Origin of the sequence: Tsuneonella mangrovi (assembly GCF_002269345.1) — a bacterium.
GTDB lineage: Bacteria > Pseudomonadota > Alphaproteobacteria > Sphingomonadales > Sphingomonadaceae > Tsuneonella > Tsuneonella mangrovi.
This window is the reverse complement of the sequence record NZ_CP022889.1, coordinates 192,568-209,385: the sequence shown is the minus strand read 5'-3', so window position 1 is coordinate 209,385 and position 16,818 is coordinate 192,568. Positions and strand designations below refer to the sequence as shown.

Here is a 16,818-nt window from a genome sequence, read left to right as displayed (position 1 = left end):
CCGGATTTAGGAATGATAATATATATTATGTTAAATGCTGTTGGAGCGCACAGGGGAACGCAATTGCCCCCTCTCACCCCATCGCCAGCGAGAAAACCAGCGCAACGGCGACAAAAATTCCCGCCCATAACAACGCCATGCGAATACTTTCACGCCAACCAAGACGGTAAGATGCGAAGCCACTGGCCGCCAGGATCAGCCAACCAAACAGTGCGACGATCTGAACCCAATTGCCTTGGCTCACAGCCGAACCTCCAGTCCATCGTATCCGACAACCACGTTGTCGGGAACTTCGGCGGAAAGCGTCGCGTAGTCCATGCTCTTGTCGAGATGCGTCAAGACGAGTTGCTTGGCGCCGCAACGCTCGCCGAGTTCAAGCGCCATTTCGAGGTGTGCATGGGTCGGATGCGGACGACGGCGTAGGCAGTCGCATACAAGCAGATCGACACCAGCAAACAATTCGACCGCATCACTCACAATCTCACTGAAGTCTGTCGCGTAACCGATTGATTTCCCGTCTGCATCAAACAGATATCCGGTCGATTGGGCAGGCCCGTGCGGCATCTGGCACCATTCGATCCCGAATCCTGCAAACATTCGCAACCTGTCTAGCGTCTCGAGCTCGACGATCGTCGGATAACCATGCTGTCCGGCAAAGACATAGCCGAACCGCTGGCGTAGCCGCCGCGCGGTTTCATCAACGGCAAAGCCGGCCAGCGGTCCGCCGCGGCCATAGCGCAGCACCCGAAGGTCATCGATCCCGTGACAATGATCGGCGTGGTCGTGGGTCCAGAACACCGCGTCAAGCCGGTCGATATCGTTGGCTAGCAATTGGGCGCGCAAGTCAGTGGACGTATCCACCAGCAAGCGGCTTCCCGCGTCGTTCTCAACCATGATCGACACGCGCGTGCGGCGGTTGCGCGGTTCATCGGGGTCGCAGGCACCCCAGTCGTTTCCTACCCGCGGCACCCCGGTCGAGGTACCCGAACCGAGCATCAGCAGCTTCACGCTTTAGGGCCTGAAGGAGTCCGGGATTTGCCGAACAGCGCGTGAAAGTTTGCGGTCGTCCGCTCGGCCAACTCATCAAACGATTCGCCGCGTAGGCCCGCGACGAATTCAGCAGTATTGCGCACGAACGCGGGCTCGCACGGCTTGCCGCGATGCGGGACGGGCGCGAGAAACGGGCTGTCGGTCTCGACCAGCATCTTCTCTCCGGGCAATTCCGCTGCGATTTCCTGTAGTTCCTTCGCGTTCTTGAAGGTGACAATACCCGAGAGCGAAATCGAAAGGCCGAGATCGAGCACAGTCTTCGCGAAGCCCGCCGAAGCGGTGAAACAGTGGATCAGCGCGGGAAAGGCCCCCTGCTCCATCTCGTCGGCCAGGATCGCGGCAGTATCCTGCTCTGCATCGCGCGTGTGAATGATCAGCGGCAGCCCGGTATCGCGCGCCACGCCGATATGCATCCGGAACAACGCCTGCTGCACCTGCCTGTCCGACTTGTCGTAGTAGTAATCTAGGCCGGTCTCGCCGATCCCGATGACCTTGGCGTGCTCGGTCGCCGCCAACAACGCGTCGCGCCCGAGATCGACATGCGCGTCCGCCTCGTGGGGGTGGATCCCGACGCTGGCCCACACGTCGTCTTCGCGCGCAGCGGTGCCAACCACACGGTCCCACTCGCTCTGGCGGGTAGAGATGTTGAGGAAGCCCCCTACCCCGGCGGCCCGCGCGCGTTCAAGCACACCCTGCTGATCGTCGACCAGTCCCTCGTATTCCAAGTGGCAGTGGCTATCGACCAGCATCACGCGTCAGCCGCCTCAGGCATTTCGAGCCGCGGGAAAACCGGGGTCGGCTTGTCGATTTTGTGGCCTGCCGCGACGAGCGCGCCGTACCAGCCTTCGTCGGCGGTGTCGGCAGCACCAGGCTGGCCATCCGCCACGCCCAGCTGCTCGAGCACGGCCTCGGCCTTGGTGGGAATGACCGGACGGATAGCCAGCGCAAGATCGCGGATAGCGATGAACAGCGTCAGCAACACGGCCTTCATCCGCTCGGGGTCGCTCTTGCGCAGCGCCCACGGCGCCTGCTCGTCGACGTACTGGTTGCAGGCGTAGACCGCGCGCAGCCATTCCTCGATGCCGACCGAAAACGCCAGGCGCTCGAACGCGTCGGGCAAGCCCTGGCGGCAAGCATCCTGCACGGTGGTCAGCAACGCCTTGTCATCACCTGCGGTTTCAAATCGCTCGAGCACGCCGTCCATGTTCTTGTTGATCATCGACAGCGTGCGCTGGACGAGGTTGCCGAAGCTGTTCGCCAGTTCGGCATTCGAGCGATTGACGATCGCTTCGGGTGAATAGCTGCCGTCCTGTCCAAAGGCGATCTCGCGCATGAAGAAATAGCGCAGGTTATCGACCCCGAACTGTTCGGCCAGCACCATCGGATCGACAACATTGCCTGCGCTCTTGCTCATCTTCTCGCCGCCGCGCGCAAGCAGGAAGCCATGTCCGAACACCTGCTTCGGGAGAGGCAGCCCGGCACTCATCAGGAACGCCGGCCAATAGACCGTATGGAACCGGACGATGTCCTTGCCGATCATGTGGATGCTGGCCGGCCAGTATCGCTGGAACATCTCGCCTTCGGCATCGGGAAAGCCGACTCCAGTGAGGTACGTAGTGAGCGCATCGACCCACACATACATCACGTGCCCCTCGGCGTTCGGAACGGGCACGCCCCAGTCGAAGCTGGTGCGCGACACGCTAAGGTCTTTCAACCCGCCTTCGACGAAGCGCATCACTTCGTTGCGGCGGCTTTCCGGGCGGATGAAATCGGGGTTTTCGGCATAGAGCGCGAGCAGCTTGTCCTGATAATTCGACAGGCGGAAGAACCAGGTTTCCTCGGCAGTCCACTCCACCGGCGTGCCTTGCGGGGAGAGCTTCTCGCCCCCTTCCCCGTCGACCAGCTCGCTCTCGTCGTAGAAAGCTTCGTCGCGAACCGAATACCAGCCTTCGTAGCGATCGAGGTAGAGGTCGCCTGCTGCCTCCATCCGCCGCCAGATTTCCTTGCTAGCGGCATGGTGGCGCGGTTCGGTCGTGCGCACAAACTCGTCGTACGACAGGTTGAGCGTATCGGCCATCTCCCGGAAATAGGCCGACATCTCGTCCGCCAGATCGATCGTCTCGCGGCCCGCCTTGCGCGCGGTCTGGTCCATCTTGAGGCCGTGCTCGTCGGTCCCGGTAACGAACCGTACATCGCAACCGCGCAGGCGCTGGAAGCGCGCCATCACGTCGGTCGCGATCCCTTCGTAAGCGTGGCCAATGTGCGGACGCCCGTTGGGATAGTTGATCGCGGTGGTGATATAGAATGGTTCAGGCATCGGCGCGCTCGCTAGCCTCGGCGGCGGCGGCGAGCAAGCCACCGATGTGCATCACTAGCAATCCGGGATCGAAGTTGTAGGTCGGAACTTGCCGCCCAAGGCGGACCAGTTCGGCATGGGCATCAGCCAAACCCGTGAGCGCCGCAGTTGGAGCATCGGCGACCATCCCCGCGATCGTTGCACCGGCAAGATCCAGCACAGCCGCAACCCGTTCGCGATCGGGGCGCGTGCCAATCTCCGCAGCAAGCTGCCCGCGCAGGCTGAAGTCCCGGTCACCGTGTCGCGCGATCCGCCGCATCAGTTGGTCGAGCTTGCCGAGGTCCTGCGAGACGAAATCGAGCGCTGCCCCTGGAGAACCTGCGGCAGCAGCAATGGCGGCGGCGCGCGTTTCGGCATCGGCCTCTGGCGCGCTGTCGATCAGCAGCCGATCGATTTCCTCGTCCGCTAGCGCGGGAAATCGCAGCAAACGGCAGCGCGAGCGGATCGTCGGCAACAGTCGCGCCGGGCGATGCGCCACCAGCACGAAAAAAGTGCCAGCCGGCGGCTCCTCGAGGCTCTTGAGCAAAGCATTGGCTGAACCCTTTTCAAGATCGTCGGCCGGATCGATGATCACCGCACGGCGGCTGCCGAGCGTCGGGCGCGTCGTGAGCCGCGCCTGCATCTGCCGGATCTGCTCGACCGAGATATTGCGCTTGGTCTCGTAGGGCTTGCCCTCATCGCGCTTGCGCTCTTCCTTTTCGTCCTTTGGCAGGTTGGTCAGCACAATTATATCGGGATGCTGTCCTTCCGGTTGGGGGATGCCCGGTTCGCTGACCAGCTTGCGCGCAGCGGCAAGCGCAAAGGTCATCTTGCCGAGACCCTTCTTGCCCGCCAGCAGCCACGCATGGTGCATGCGTTCACCGCCGAGCGCTTCGTCCCACTCGCGCCAGGCGTTGTCATGCCCCAGCAAGCTCACGATGCTTCGTCCAGGAAGGGCGCGATGACGGCCATAATCCGCTCATGGACCTGAGCCGGGGTGCCATTTCCGTCAACGATCGCGAACCCTTCCGGGTCGGCGGAGGCCATCGCCGCGAATGTTTGAGCGACGGCAGCGTGATAGGCCTCTCCGCGTCCGCCGATCGCATCGCTCGATGCACCGTCGCGCTGGCGGAGTCGCGAGGCGACCGTTGCCGGATCGACGGAGATCAGCAGCACGAGGTCCGGTCGCAAGCCGCCGCTTCCAATCCGGTGGAGGGCTTGCACGGCTTCGTCGCCCACACCCCCCGCACCACCCTGGTAGGCGCGGCTCGAATCGACGAACCGGTCGCATACGACCCAGCGCCCAGATTCGAGTGCAGGGCGGATGAGCCGGGCGACGTGATCAGAGCGCGCGGCCGCGAACAGCAAAGCCTCGGCTTCCGGTCCCCACCCCTCCCCCGGCGGGTCGAGCAGCAACGCTCGGATCGCTTCGGCTCCGGGAGTTCCTCCCGGTTCACGGGTCAGATCGACATCGAGCCCGCGCGCCACCAATGAATCGACCAGCATCTGGGCCTGGGTCGATTTTCCCGACCCCTCCCCACCTTCCAGTGCGATGAACCGCCCGCGCGCCATCAAAACAGCCCCGCAACGCCGTTTACGAGACGACGGAATATTCCGGCCTTGCCAACGGTCCGGGTCGCGATGAGGGGCACCGCCGAGATCGGCATTCCGTCAACCTTGATCGTCAGTTCGGCTACTTCCTCACCCTTGTCGATCGGCGCCCTCAACGGCCCTTGGTAGCGGATAGCCAGTCGAACCTTGGGATCGCTTCCCTTCGGCAGGGCGACCGTCACTGGACCTTGCACCGCGAGACCGACCGAACTCGCGCTGCCATTCTGCACCCGCGCCGAGCCTACCTGTGCCCCGTTGGCGAAAAACTTGCGGTGATCGAACGCGTCGAATCCCCATTCGAGCAATTCCCTCGATGCGCGATTTCGCGCCCGCCCGGTCGGCGCATTAGCCACCACCATCACCAGTCGCTGGCCGTCGCGTTCGGCGCTGCCGAGGAAGCCGTAACCGGCCTGGTTGGTGAACCCGGTCTTGATCCCGTCCGCCCCCTTCACGATCCCGGTCACCGGGTCGTGATTGTATTGGTGCAGTCCGTTGAAGTCGAACTCGCGGTGCCCGAAGTAGCGGTGATAGAGCTCGGGATGCTGACGGATCATCGCACTCGCCAGCAGGGCAAGATCGTGCGCGGTCACAAACGTCTGCCCGTCATCCATCCAGCCGTTGGGGCGGCCATAATGGCTGTCGTGCATCCCGATGCGACGCGCGGTAGCGTTCATCATCGCAACCCATTTGTCGACCGACCCGGCAAGGCCTTCCGCCAACACGATAGCTCCGTCGTTGGCGGAAACCGTCGTGATCCCGTGTAACAACTGGTCGACCGTTACTTGCTGGCGATGTTCGAGGAACATGGTCGAGCCGACGCCATGCCACTCCTTGTAAGCGGCATCGCTCATGGTCAGCACGCGGTTGGGCGAGACCTTACCCGAATCGATCAGGTCGAAGGCGACCATTACGGTCATGACCTTGGTCATCGATGCGGGCACGAAGCGTCGGTCGGCTTCGCGAGAGTAAAGCGTCTGGCCCGACGACACGTCGACCAGCAGCGCGATCGGCGCATCTTCGACCGATGGTATTGCAGGTTCGATCGCAGCGCGCACCGGCACTGAAATTGGAGACAGCAGGATCGCCAACACGGCAATCAGCGAACGGATAAGGCCTCTCAAGCGAACTCCCGCCGCCGGGCGGGAACCGGCGGATCAACCTGCAGTGAATACTCGCGCGTCGCTATAGCCCGCGGCCTGCACCTTGACGAGGGCCGCCTCGGCCTGTCCACGGGTTGCGTAGGGGCCGGTCCGGACCCGGTAGTACTTGCCAGACCGACTGATGAAACCGCCGAGCGAGCCCGCCGCGCGGTCGGCATTGGATTTGTCGGCAAAAGTACCCGCCTGGATTACGAATCCGTCCTGCGCCGCTTCGACCACACGGGGTGCGACAACCGTTGGCGGAGCGCTGGCGTGCGCCTCTGGCTTGTCCGCGACGCGAGCCGCCACCTGAGCAAGTGCGTTCGAAGAGTTGATCGGGGCGAGCGGATAGGCCGACGCCGCAGTTCGAGATGGGTTGGCACCTGCTACGGGAGCCGCAATCGGCGCGGGTGTCGGCCGCGGTGCCGCGCTGGCAACTGCGACGGGATCAGGTTGGTCCTCTTGCGCAACAGCGCTGCGTAAGCTGGCATCACCCTGAGCCGGCAGCTTCTGGCGTAAGACTGCGACCAGCGACTTGGGCGTCTCCATCCGTTCGGGCGCGGGTTGCCCGGCGCGAAGCTCGGCCCGCTCGACTTCAGGCGGATTGACCCGGCGAACACGGACCGGTGCATCGTCAGAAATGCCCAACTGGCTAGCTGCTTCCGGCGAAAGCGAGATCAACCGGGCACCGGTCATCGGCCCGCGGCGCTCGACGCGAACGAGGATAGTCTTGCCCGAATCGAGCGAAGTCACTTCAATGTAGGAGGGCAGCGGCAGCGTCTTGTTGGCCGCCGTGATGCCGTGCCCCTGATCGATCGACGCATAACCGACGCGGTCGTAATTGAGCGTATCGGCAGGCGTATAGGTCTCGCCATCGACGGTGAAAGGTTTGCCAAGCACCATCGGATAGTCGGCGGCTGGTCCGTTGACCGGAACGCTTGCGGCTCCATCCGATGCGCTGGCAAGCTGATCTGCGCCTCCGGCGGCCCCGCACCCGGCAAGGGCAAGGCTCAGACAGGCGACCGCAGCGGCTGAAAAAGGCTTATTGGGCAATCTCATCTGCAAGCAACCCCACACTCATCGCGTAGTAGTTCGAGCAGTTATATTCGAGGATAACCCGATAATTTGCCGTTAACAGCCATGCTGGCGCGCCCGGCCCGTCGGGCTGGAACAGCGACGTCATGGTCGAATCGGGCAGGTAAACCTGCGGAGTGACCCCCAGCTTGCGCCACTCCGCCACGGTCTTCCACTTGCTATGGCGCTCGTGGACGCGCGGGCACACAGGGGCTCGCATCGGGCTCTTCAGCGCAGCCCAGTCGAGGTTGGCGGGGATCGATGCGCGCACGCCCCATGGCTGCCCCCTTCGCCAACCGGCATCGCGGAAATAGTTGGCGATCGAGGCGAGCGTATCGGCCCGATTGGACCAGATATCCTTGTGCCCGTCCCCGTCACCGTCTTGCGCCAGCCGCAGGTAGATGCTCGGCAGGAACTGCGGATTGCCGAACGCCCCCGCCCAGCTGCCCTCGAGAGTTTCGCGCGACACCCCCATGTCGGCAATCTTGAGCAGGTCGACGAATTCGGTCGCGAACAGGTCGCGCCGCCGCCCTTCCCACGCCAGCGTTGCGAGGCTACGCGCGAGATCGAATTCGCCGGTGTAACTGCCGTAATTCGTCTCGTGCCCCCAGATTGCGATCAGGATCGGAACTGGGACGCCATACTTGGCTTCGATTTGCTGCCGCATTGGCCCCAGCGCCTGGTATTGCGCCCTCCCTCCTGCAACCCGCGCACTGTCGACGTGGCGCGAGATATACGGGGCCAGCAGCGGGTATCCGGTGCTGGTCGGCGTTCCGGGCTGGTTGCGATCGAGGTCGATCACGCGGTAGTTCGGCGTCAGGTCTGCCGTCATCCGCTGGATCGTCGGCTCGCTGACCCCTTCCGCGCGGGCTCTCGCAATCAGGAGCTGCAAATACGAACTGAACGGCATGTCTTGCGCAGCAGCGGGTACTGCCGAGGACGTCGCCGCAACCAACGCCAGCGCTGCACAAAGGGATCGGAACCGCATGTCCCGTGTTGTGTCATATGCGCCCGCACCCGGCAAACGCCATTCATGGCAATCCGCGACCGTTTTGCCGCTAATTGGTTCAGCAGCCGCAAATGCGTGACAACTCGAACCTGGATGGCTAGCGCCGCGCCGAGCGGACAGGTGGCAGAGCGGTTGAATGCACCGGTCTTGAAAACCGGCGTGGGTGCAAGCCCACCGTGGGTTCGAATCCCACCCTGTCCGCCAACAACGCCAACCGGAGAGTGACCTTGGCCCGTTTCCTGATCGTCGAAGCCCGATTCTACGAACACCTCAACGACAAGTTGATCGCAGGCGCCCGCGCGGCACTTGAAGCGGAAGGCCACGCGGTCGAGGTCGTGACGGTGCCCGGAGCGCTCGAAATTCCCGCTGCGATCGCGCTTGCGGCGGAAAGCGGGCGCTATGAAGGTTTTGTCGCGATCGGTGTGGTGATCCGCGGGGAAACCTACCACTTCGAAATCGTCGCGGGTGAAAGCGCCCGCGGGATCATGGCATTGACGATGGACGGGATCGCCATCGGCAACGGCATCCTGACGGTCGAGAACGAGGCCCAGGCCTTGGTTCGCGCAGACCCCGCGCAGAAGGACAAGGGCGGCGAAGCGGCAAAGGCGGCAATGGCCTTGGTGGCGATCCGCGACCAATACGCATGAACGGATATCCGGTCCTCTTCACCGAGCGGCTGATGCTCCGCGTGCCGGAGGCGAGCGACCTCGACGGTTTTGCGGAGATGACCGAAGACGAGGAAACGATGCGCTTTATCGGCGGGCATGGTCCGCGTGCGCAGGCCTGGCGAATCCTCACCGCCCTTCGCGGAGCCTGGGATATCCGCGGTCATTCGATGTTCTCGTTAATCGAACGCACGAGCGGCGCTTGGGTCGGCCGGGTCGGCCCATGGGAGCCGGAAGGCTGGCCAGGCCAAGAGGTCGGCTGGGGCATCAAAAAGGAGTTCGCCGGTAAAGGCTACGCGTACGAAGCGGCGGTCGCCTCGCTCGACTACGTGTTCGACGTACTTGGGTGGGATGACGTGATCCACGTCATCGACCCTGAAAATGTCCGCTCGATCGCGCTTGCCAAGCGGCTCGGCTCGAAAAACAGGGGACGCACGCAGCTGCCTGCACCATACGACACGGCAACTGTCGACGCGTGGGGACAAACCGCAGACCAATGGCGCGCGCGCCGCAAGGGAAATGGATGAGCAGATGACGCAGCCCAACTTCATTGCAGGTGTTCCGCTGGTGCTTGGCGGCAACGTATTCGGCTGGACAGCGAAGGGCGACGAAGGTCTGGCCGTGCTCGACGCTTTCTACGAGGCCGGTGGCCGGATGATCGACACGGCCGACGCCTATTCGGCATGGATCCCCGGCCACAAGGGTGGCGAATCCGAAGCATTCATCGGCCAGTGGATACAATCGCGTGGGGTTCGTTCCGACATGAAGATCCACACCAAGACGGGGATGCTCGGCGGCAAGGAACTTTACGAGCCCGAGCGGGTGCTCACGTCGCTCGACGCCTCGCTCGAGCGGCTGCGCACCGACTACGTGGATCTTTTCTACGCCCATCGCGATTTCGACGACCTGCCGGTCGACGAGATTGTAAGCGCCTTTGATGGTGCCGCGAAATCCGGCAAGGTGCGCGCGCTGGGCGCATCGAATTTCAACGCCGACCGCCTCACCGCTGCGTTGAAGGTCGCAAAATCAAACGGCGCGATGCCGTTTTCGGCACTCCAGAACCAGTACAACCTCGTCGTGCGCAGCGAATACGGCCCCGAGCTGCAGGAACTCTGCATTACTCACGGTATTGCGATGCTGCCGTTCTTCGGGCTCGCCGCGGGCTACCTGACGGGCAAATACCGGACCGAGGAAGACTACGCCAAGTCGAGCCGCGGCGGACGGGTAAAAGGCCTGGCCGCAGAGCATGGTCCGCAAGTGATTGCAGTGATGGACGAGATCGCTGCAGAGACGGGCGCCACCCTGTCGGCAATCGCCCTTGCGTGGTTGCTGAGACAGCCCGGTATCGGCGCACCGATCGCCAGCGCACGCAACGCTAGCCAGCTCGCGACACTGCTCGAATTCACCAAGTTGAACTTGTCGGACAACCAGATGGAGCGCCTGACAAACGCCGCTTAGGCTGGGTCGATAATATCTGTCAGGCCGAGTGGTGCGTACGGCCCGATTGCGAGCTGCTCGAAACCGCCGATTCCCGTCTCGCCATCAGGCCCGGTGACCTTGCAGATCATTTGCACGTGGAGATTGTCGATCTGGACCGGATTGAGTGCGGCAAGGTCTAGATCCTCTCGCTCGATGTCCAATTCGCCATGATCGAGCCCGTGGCCCCACTTGGGTGAGGTATAGCCCAACCCGCGCATCTGGAACCGGCCGACCGGCTCGAAGGTGAATCGCTCCTCACCGATAGTCAGTGTCCCCGATCCGGGCCAGCGAGTGCCTTGGGCAGCAGGTGCATCCATCGTCGCGCGTTCGCTTTCCGTGAACCCGCCAGGCCCCTCCCCGTCGGGTGCGATCACCGCACGGGTGTTCCACGGCGTGCCGTCGGCATGGGCGTTGAGGTGGAAGAACAGGCTGCGCGACGGTAGGTTCACCGGGGTCCATTGCCAAAAGAACTGGCCGATCCCTCCGCCTTGCGGATCAGACGCGCCGATCGGACGCACGCCCCAGCTGCGATCGCGCGTACCCGTGGTGCCATCGGCCAGATCGATCCGCTCGCCATCGATCTCGATCCAGCCGGTGTAATGCCCGTTCTGGGTGAGGCGCGTGTAGTCCATCACCGTGCGCGGCCCCACGCGCCAAACGAAACGCGGCTCCTCGATCGGGAAGGCCCGGCCGGTGAAAGTGATGTCGGCGGAAATGCCCTCTCCGTCGACGATCACCCGCAGGCTCTTGAGCGGTTCGATCACTTCTATCCGGATTGGCCCGCATGCGAGGTCCATTCGCTCCATCGCGAGCTTGCGGCTGGCGTGGAGGCAATACTGTGTGTCGCCGCGGATCGCGCAGAAGTGGGCATCGCACACATCGAGATGCGGATAGACGCCGAATGCTACCGCGAAGAAGCCCGAGCCGTCGGGCGCGTAGCCATTGAAGAAATAGCGATCGTAGAAATTGCGGTCGGTCCCCGAATAGGCGACCGGTTCGGGCGTCTGGTGAATCGGGAAATCGTCTCCCTTGCTCAACGTCATCGCTATCCTCTCCCGGCCAGCAGGCCGATGCTGTCATGTTCGAGCGCCAGCGCGCAGGCACCGCGCGCCATCGACAGGAAATTGGCGTCACCCCGCTCGGTCCGCTCGACGAACGCCGCACTGAACACCGCGGTCGACACCCCGTGGAGCGCGCCAAGGCGATAGTCGTCCCAGATTGCATCGCGTTCGAGCGGGACGCCCCGGCCGGTCATCTCGGCGCAGTACAGATCGAGCAATTCGCCTTCCGCCGCTCGGCGCAGCTCGTCTCCGATCCCGCACCCGAGGAAATAGCCGATGTCGGTCAGCCCGCTCCCGACTGCGATGGTCTGCCAATCGAGCACCGCGATCGGCTCGCGCCCTCCCCCGATATCGAACAGCATGTTGTCGAGCCGGAAGTCGCCGTGAATAATGCAACGATCGCCTGGCTGGCGCACGAACCAGTTCTCATGCACTTCGGCAAGTGCGGTGCAAACCTCCATCAGTTCCGGCTCGAGCGTGTCCGCGTATCGCTCGGCAAATATCGCCTGCGCTTGCGGATAGAGTGCCTTCACCTGCGCCGTAACCGCGGGCTTGGTCTGGATCCAATCAAGATCGACCAGTTCGGCGCGGTTCCAGCTCGGTGCATGGATCGCCGCGGCCTGACGCACGGCCTCGCGGGCATCGACCAAAGTGCAACCGGCAATCTGGTCCCCCTGGCGAGCTGGCGCGAGATCTTCGAACAGCAGGATGAACGCATCCCCCCCATCGTCCACCTCTGCAGCGTAGACGCGTGGCGTCCGCACTCCTAGGGTAGGTGCGATCTCCCGATAAAAGGACACCTCCTTGGCATAGAGGCCGAACATCGCCGCTGTCTGCCTGCTCGTCTGGTCTGCGGCAGGGAGTTTCGCGGCAAGCGTGGCAGGCCCTGATCCGGTCGCATATTCGAGGCTCAAGCGGACGCTGTCACCGACCTGGCCCGTCCCGATCGGCTCCCAACTAAGGGTTGAAACGCGCACGTCGTTTCCAAATCCCGCATTAACGAGGCAATCCGTGAGCCAATGCGGTGTTATCGCATCGGGATGCGCCGGGAATTCGGCCAATCAACCATCCTCTCGTCCGTTATTGTTTGGACGAGAGGTATTACGGGCTGCTGGCCAACACAATCCCGCTGGTCGGGCACGACGGACTCAGGCAATCACCAGACGTGGACGCGCTTCTCCGGCGGCAGGTAGAGCTTGTCTCCCGGCTTCACGTCGAACGCCTTGTACCACTCGTCCATGTTGCGCACAGTCAGCGCGCGATACATGCCCGGAGCGTGCCCGTCGGTCGCGATCCGCTGGCGCATCGCGGCTTCGCGCATCTTGGTCGCCCAGGTTTGGGCGAACGCGATGAAGAAGCGCTGGTCGCCGGTAAACCCGTCGATCACCGGTGCTTCCTTACCACCAAGCGAATCGTGATACGCCTGGTATGCCGCCTGAAGCCCGGCGATATCGGCGATGTTCTCGCTCAGCGTCAGTTCGCCCTTCACGTGCAGGCCCGGGAAAGGCGAATACTGGTCGAACTGCTTCGCCAGCGCCTGCCCTTCTTCCGCGAACTTCTTCTTGTCCGCATCGGTCCACCAGTTGCGCATCGCGCCGGTCGCATCGAACGATGCGCCGTTGTTGTCGAAGCTATGGCTGATTTCGTGCCCGATCACCGCGCCGACCGCGCCGTAGTTGAACGCGGCATCGGCCTTGGGATCGAAGAACGGCGGCTGGAGGATTGCTGCCGGAAAATTGAGCGCGTTCTGAACCGGCAGGTTGACCGCGTTGACCAGCTGCGCGTTCATCCACCATTCGCCGCGATCCTGCGGCTTGCCGATCTTGGCCAGCTGCTGTTGGTAGCGCAGCTCCTCGGCGGCCTGCAGGTTGTCATAGGGTTCGCCCTGCTTGAGTTTCAGCTCCGAATAGTCGGTCCACTTGTCGGGATAACCGACGCTGACCACGATACCCCTGACCTTCTTCTCGGCCTCTTCCTTGGTCGCCGGGGCCATCCACTCCAGCTTCTGGATCCGCTGGGCAAAGGCCGCCTTGATGTTGCCGACCATTCCCTGGATTTCGGCCTTGGCCGAGGCCGGGAAGTATTTCTCGACATAGAGCTTGCCGAGCGCATCGCCGAGGTTCGCGTTGACCGCTGCGAGCGCGCGCTTGGCACGCGGGCGCTGCTCTTCGGTGCCTGACAGCTTCTTGCCGTAGAAATCGAAATGCAGCTGGTCGATCTGGGTCGGCAGCACTGCTGCGTTCTTGTTAATCTGGTGGAAGACCAGCCAGTCCTTCCAAGCATCGAGCGGCTGAGACGCAACCAGCGCTGAGAGGCGCTTGATGGCATCGGGGTGGTAGGCATCGAAGCTGTCAAACGGTGTCAGGCGTGCTCCCTGGAAGAACGCGTCCCAGTCGAGGCCCGGCGCGTTCTTCTTGAAGTCCGCCTGCGTCCACAGGCCGCTCGCCCGCACCCAGTCGTCGCTCTGTTCGCGCGTCGCGTGCGCCTTGGCGATCTTCATTTCGAGTGCATAGATTTCGGCCGCCTTGGCATCGGCGCCCTCGATGTGCGCCGCCTTGAGTACCTGCGCGATGTAGGCTTTGTACGCCGTGCGTAGCGCCACCATCTTCGGGTCCGACGAGAGGTAGTATTCGCGCTCGGGAAGGCCCAGCCCGCCCTGCAGGATATAGGGAACCACATCGCCTCCCTTGAGCGCCTGCGTCACGAACACGCCAAACAGGTTCTCGGTCCAGAAGTTGGTCGCGTTAAGCGGATCGACGTCGGCGCGCACCTGGCTGCCAAGCACTTCGGCGAGCGACTGCTTGTCGGTGATCGCCTCAAAGCGTGCAATATCGGCCTCGGCCGGGCGCATGCCCGCCGCGTCGATCGCATTTGTATCGAGGAAGCTATCGTAGAAAGTCTTGACCAGATAGGTGCTCGTCCCGGCATCGGGATTCGACTTCTCGATCTGGTCGATCAATTGACCAAGGTTCTTTTCAGTCTCCTGGTCGGCGATGAAGAATCCGCCGACGCTCGAGCGATCGGCCGGGATCTGGGTCTTCTTCATCCACGCCCCGTCGGCGTAGTCGTACCAGTCGTTGCCTGGGTTAATCTTGGGCTCCATCCAGTCGGTGCGGATGCCCAGGGACTTGCCGGCCGCAGCAGAAACGCCGCTATCGGTCGCCTGCTTGCACCCCACAGGGCCGAGCGTCGCGGTCGAAACGCCGAGGAGGAGAGCGGAGAAAAGCCTGATATTCATGCACGTGTCCTTTCAGGGCGCGCGAGCGCTCTCGCCGCACGCCGAACCCAAGAATGCGCGGTTTAGTCGCGCCCGAAGCGCGGTGCAAATACGCTTGTCGAAATGTCAGGCGGAAAAGCGGCCAAAGCAGTTCGCTCCGGCATAGACCGCGCTGTCGCCCAGCTCTTCCTCGATGCGGATCAACTGGTTGTACTTCGCCAGCCGGTCGGATCGCGCGAGGCTGCCGGTCTTGATCTGTCCGCAATTGGTGGCAACCGCGAGGTCGGCGATCGTCGCATCTTCAGTCTCGCCCGAGCGATGGCTCATCACGCAGGTATAGCCCGCCCGATGCGCCATCGAGACAGCTTCGAGCGTCTCGGTGAGCGAACCGATTTGGTTGACCTTGACCAGCAGCGAGTTGGCCATGCCCTGCTCGATCCCCATCGCCAGGCGCTTGGGGTTGGTCACGAACAGGTCGTCGCCGACGATCTGCAGCTTGCTACCGAGCAATTCTGTCATCGCCTTCCATCCGGCAAAATCGTCTTCGGCCATCCCGTCCTCGATCGAGCGGATCGGATACGTCGCTACAAGATCGGCCCAGTAGCCGGCCATTTGCTCGGAAGTGAGCGAGAGCCCCTCGCCTTTCAGCTCGTACTTGCCGCCCTCGTAGAACTCGGTCGATGCGGGATCGAGCGCCAGCGCAATGTCCTCGCCCGGCTTGAACCCGGCCTGCTCAATCGACGACATGATGAAATCGAGCGCATCGCGCGCGCTGGCGATATCGGGGGCGAACCCGCCTTCGTCGCCAACCGAGGTCGAGAGTCCTTTGTCCGAAAGGCGCTTCTTGAGCGTGTGGAACACCTCGCTGCCCCACCGCACCGCTTCGGCGATACTCGGCGCGCCAACCGGCATAATCATGAATTCCTGGATATCGATCGGGTTGTCCGCGTGCTCGCCGCCGTTGATGATGTTCATCATCGGCACCGGAAGGACGTGTGCCGAAACCCCACCGATGTACGAATAGAGCGGCAGGCCGCGGGCATTCGCCGCCGCCTTGGCAACTGCCAGGCTGGTGCCAAGGATCGCGTTGGCACCGATCCTCCCCTTGTTCTCGGTCCCGTCGAGGGCGATCATCGCATGGTCGATATCGCGCTGGTCCTCGGCATCGAGACCGAGGATGGTGTCCGCAATCTCGGTATTGACCGCATCGACCGCCTTGAGGACGCCCTTGCCGAGGTAGCGCGACTTGTCGCCGTCACGCAGCTCGACCGCCTCGTGCGCACCGGTCGAAGCACCCGAAGGCACCGCTGCGCGGCCGAAACTGCCGTCTTCGAGCAGGATATCGACCTCCACTGTCGGGTTGCCCCGGCTGTCGAGGATTTCGCGGCCGTGGATGTCGATAATCGCGGTCATGGAATTTTGCTCCGTTGCCGGGTGTTGTAATTGGCTAACACAGTCCCATATCGGGGATGCACGCGCCCTGTATGCGGCGGAACAATGCCGCGCAAGTTGCGTTGCAACATAAACGCGATTGCGCCACAATCGAGGCGCTCTGAAATTCTTATCGAGGGCAAAGGAAGACTAGCCATGGCCGAAGCAACCAAGACCACCAAGAAAGCCGCACCGCGCAAGAAAGCCGCCGCTGCCGTGAAGTCGGAAGTGGTCGCCGCCGAAGCGAACGGCGGTTCCGAAGCTAAGACCCGGTTTAACGCCGCGCTCGAGGAAGCCAAGGCTGGTGCTGCCGCGCTAAAGAGCGAGGCCGGTGAACGCGCCAAGGCCTATCGCCAACAGGCCGCCGACCGCAGCGAGGACTGGATCACCGAAGCCAAGCAATATGGCGAACAGGCCAAGGGCAAAGCCGGCGAACTCGCGACCGATGGAAAGGGCAAGCTCGCCGAGGCAATCTCAGTGCTCGGCAAGGCGGTGTTCGACACCGCGCCGACCGTCGATGAAAAGCTCGGCGCGAAATACGGCGACTATGCTCGCACCGCCTCGCGCTCGCTCCAGGAAACCTCTGCCAAGCTCGACGCCAAGAGCGTCGAGGAACTGGGCGAGGATGCCCGCGAATTCGTCCGCAAGAGCCCGGGCCTCGCGGTCGGCATCGCGGCAGTAGGCGGCTTCCTGCTCGCGCGGTTGTTCCGCAGCAACAGAGACTGACCTAGCTGTCGGGGACGGGGC

The 16,818-nt window shown here is 63.0% G+C and carries 17 protein-coding genes and 1 tRNA gene; 5 read left to right on the top strand and 13 right to left on the bottom strand.

Annotated elements, in window-relative coordinates; translation table 11 throughout:
- Positions 1–73 precede the first annotated feature (73 nt).
- From CJO11_RS13235 to CJO11_RS00985, 9 genes are read right to left on the bottom strand one after another with little or no spacing between them, the layout of a single operon-like run.
- Entirely contained in the window at positions 74–244 is a 171-nt protein-coding gene (locus CJO11_RS13235; RefSeq protein WP_169829109.1) for a hypothetical protein, read from the bottom strand.
- Complete coding sequence (locus CJO11_RS01020) at positions 241–1,008, bottom strand: MBL fold metallo-hydrolase (protein ID WP_095011038.1); 768 nt, start codon at positions 1,006–1,008, stop codon at positions 241–243. The genes CJO11_RS13235 and CJO11_RS01020 overlap by 4 nt, the downstream gene beginning before the upstream one ends.
- Positions 1,005–1,799: a TatD family hydrolase gene (locus tag CJO11_RS01015; protein WP_095011037.1), complete on the bottom strand. Its 795-nt coding sequence runs from the start codon at positions 1,797–1,799 to the stop codon at positions 1,005–1,007. The genes CJO11_RS01020 and CJO11_RS01015 overlap by 4 nt, the downstream gene beginning before the upstream one ends.
- Positions 1,799–3,367 carry a methionine--tRNA ligase gene (gene metG / locus CJO11_RS01010; RefSeq protein ID WP_095011036.1) on the bottom strand — a complete coding sequence of 523 codons (1,569 nt, stop codon included), beginning with the start codon at positions 3,365–3,367 and terminating at the stop codon, positions 1,799–1,801. The genes CJO11_RS01015 and metG overlap by 1 nt, the downstream gene beginning before the upstream one ends.
- Positions 3,360–4,322, bottom strand: a complete 963-nt coding sequence (locus CJO11_RS01005) for a hypothetical protein (RefSeq protein WP_095011035.1) — start codon at positions 4,320–4,322, stop codon at positions 3,360–3,362. Before CJO11_RS01005 ends, metG begins: the two co-directional genes overlap by 8 nt.
- On the bottom strand, positions 4,319–4,957 hold the full coding sequence (tmk, locus tag CJO11_RS01000; RefSeq protein ID WP_095011034.1) for a dTMP kinase: 639 nt from the start codon (positions 4,955–4,957) through the stop codon (positions 4,319–4,321). Before tmk ends, CJO11_RS01005 begins: the two co-directional genes overlap by 4 nt.
- A complete protein-coding gene (locus CJO11_RS00995; RefSeq protein WP_150124952.1) occupies positions 4,957–6,117 on the bottom strand; it encodes a D-alanyl-D-alanine carboxypeptidase family protein in 1,161 nt (386 codons plus the stop codon). Before CJO11_RS00995 ends, tmk begins: the two co-directional genes overlap by 1 nt.
- Positions 6,118–6,150: 33 nt before the next feature.
- A complete protein-coding gene (locus tag CJO11_RS00990; protein WP_240504511.1) occupies positions 6,151–7,194 on the bottom strand; it encodes a septal ring lytic transglycosylase RlpA family protein in 1,044 nt (347 codons plus the stop codon).
- On the bottom strand, positions 7,178–8,197 hold the full coding sequence (locus CJO11_RS00985; protein WP_095011033.1) for a lytic murein transglycosylase: 1,020 nt from the start codon (positions 8,195–8,197) through the stop codon (positions 7,178–7,180). Before CJO11_RS00985 ends, CJO11_RS00990 begins: the two co-directional genes overlap by 17 nt.
- Positions 8,198–8,332: 135 nt before the next feature.
- Here CJO11_RS00985 and CJO11_RS00980 point away from each other — a divergent pair.
- From CJO11_RS00980 to CJO11_RS00965, 4 genes are all read left to right on the top strand, one after another.
- Positions 8,333–8,422 (top strand) — tRNA-Ser (locus CJO11_RS00980).
- 23 nt (positions 8,423–8,445) lie between these two features.
- Positions 8,446–8,865: a 6,7-dimethyl-8-ribityllumazine synthase gene (gene ribH, locus CJO11_RS00975; RefSeq protein ID WP_095013136.1), complete on the top strand. Its 420-nt coding sequence runs from the start codon at positions 8,446–8,448 to the stop codon at positions 8,863–8,865.
- Positions 8,862–9,410: a GNAT family N-acetyltransferase gene (locus tag CJO11_RS00970; RefSeq protein ID WP_095011032.1), complete on the top strand. Its 549-nt coding sequence runs from the start codon at positions 8,862–8,864 to the stop codon at positions 9,408–9,410. Before ribH ends, CJO11_RS00970 begins: the two co-directional genes overlap by 4 nt.
- Entirely contained in the window at positions 9,403–10,341 is a 939-nt protein-coding gene (locus CJO11_RS00965; RefSeq protein WP_205651082.1) for an aldo/keto reductase, read from the top strand. The genes CJO11_RS00970 and CJO11_RS00965 overlap by 8 nt, the downstream gene beginning before the upstream one ends.
- Here the strand turns inward: CJO11_RS00965 and CJO11_RS00960 are convergent.
- The 4 genes from CJO11_RS00960 to eno form a co-directional block, all read right to left on the bottom strand.
- A complete protein-coding gene (locus CJO11_RS00960; RefSeq protein ID WP_095011031.1) occupies positions 10,338–11,405 on the bottom strand; it encodes an Rv3169 family protein in 1,068 nt (355 codons plus the stop codon). The genes CJO11_RS00965 and CJO11_RS00960 overlap by 4 nt on opposite strands.
- Positions 11,406–11,407: 2 nt before the next feature.
- The gene (locus tag CJO11_RS00955; protein ID WP_240504622.1) at positions 11,408–12,400 is read right to left on the bottom strand and encodes a phosphotransferase family protein; all 993 of its coding nucleotides are present in this window, start codon (positions 12,398–12,400) and stop codon (positions 11,408–11,410) included.
- A gap of 179 nt (positions 12,401–12,579) precedes the next feature.
- Entirely contained in the window at positions 12,580–14,661 is a 2,082-nt protein-coding gene (locus CJO11_RS00950; protein ID WP_095011029.1) for a M13 family metallopeptidase, read from the bottom strand.
- Between the two features lie 105 nt (positions 14,662–14,766).
- A complete protein-coding gene (eno, locus tag CJO11_RS00945; protein WP_095011028.1) occupies positions 14,767–16,053 on the bottom strand; it encodes a phosphopyruvate hydratase in 1,287 nt (428 codons plus the stop codon).
- A gap of 174 nt (positions 16,054–16,227) precedes the next feature.
- Here eno and CJO11_RS00940 point away from each other — a divergent pair, with 174 nt between their 5' ends.
- Positions 16,228–16,797: a hypothetical protein gene (locus CJO11_RS00940; RefSeq protein WP_095011027.1), complete on the top strand. Its 570-nt coding sequence runs from the start codon at positions 16,228–16,230 to the stop codon at positions 16,795–16,797.
- The last annotated feature ends 21 nt before the right edge of the window (positions 16,798–16,818 follow it).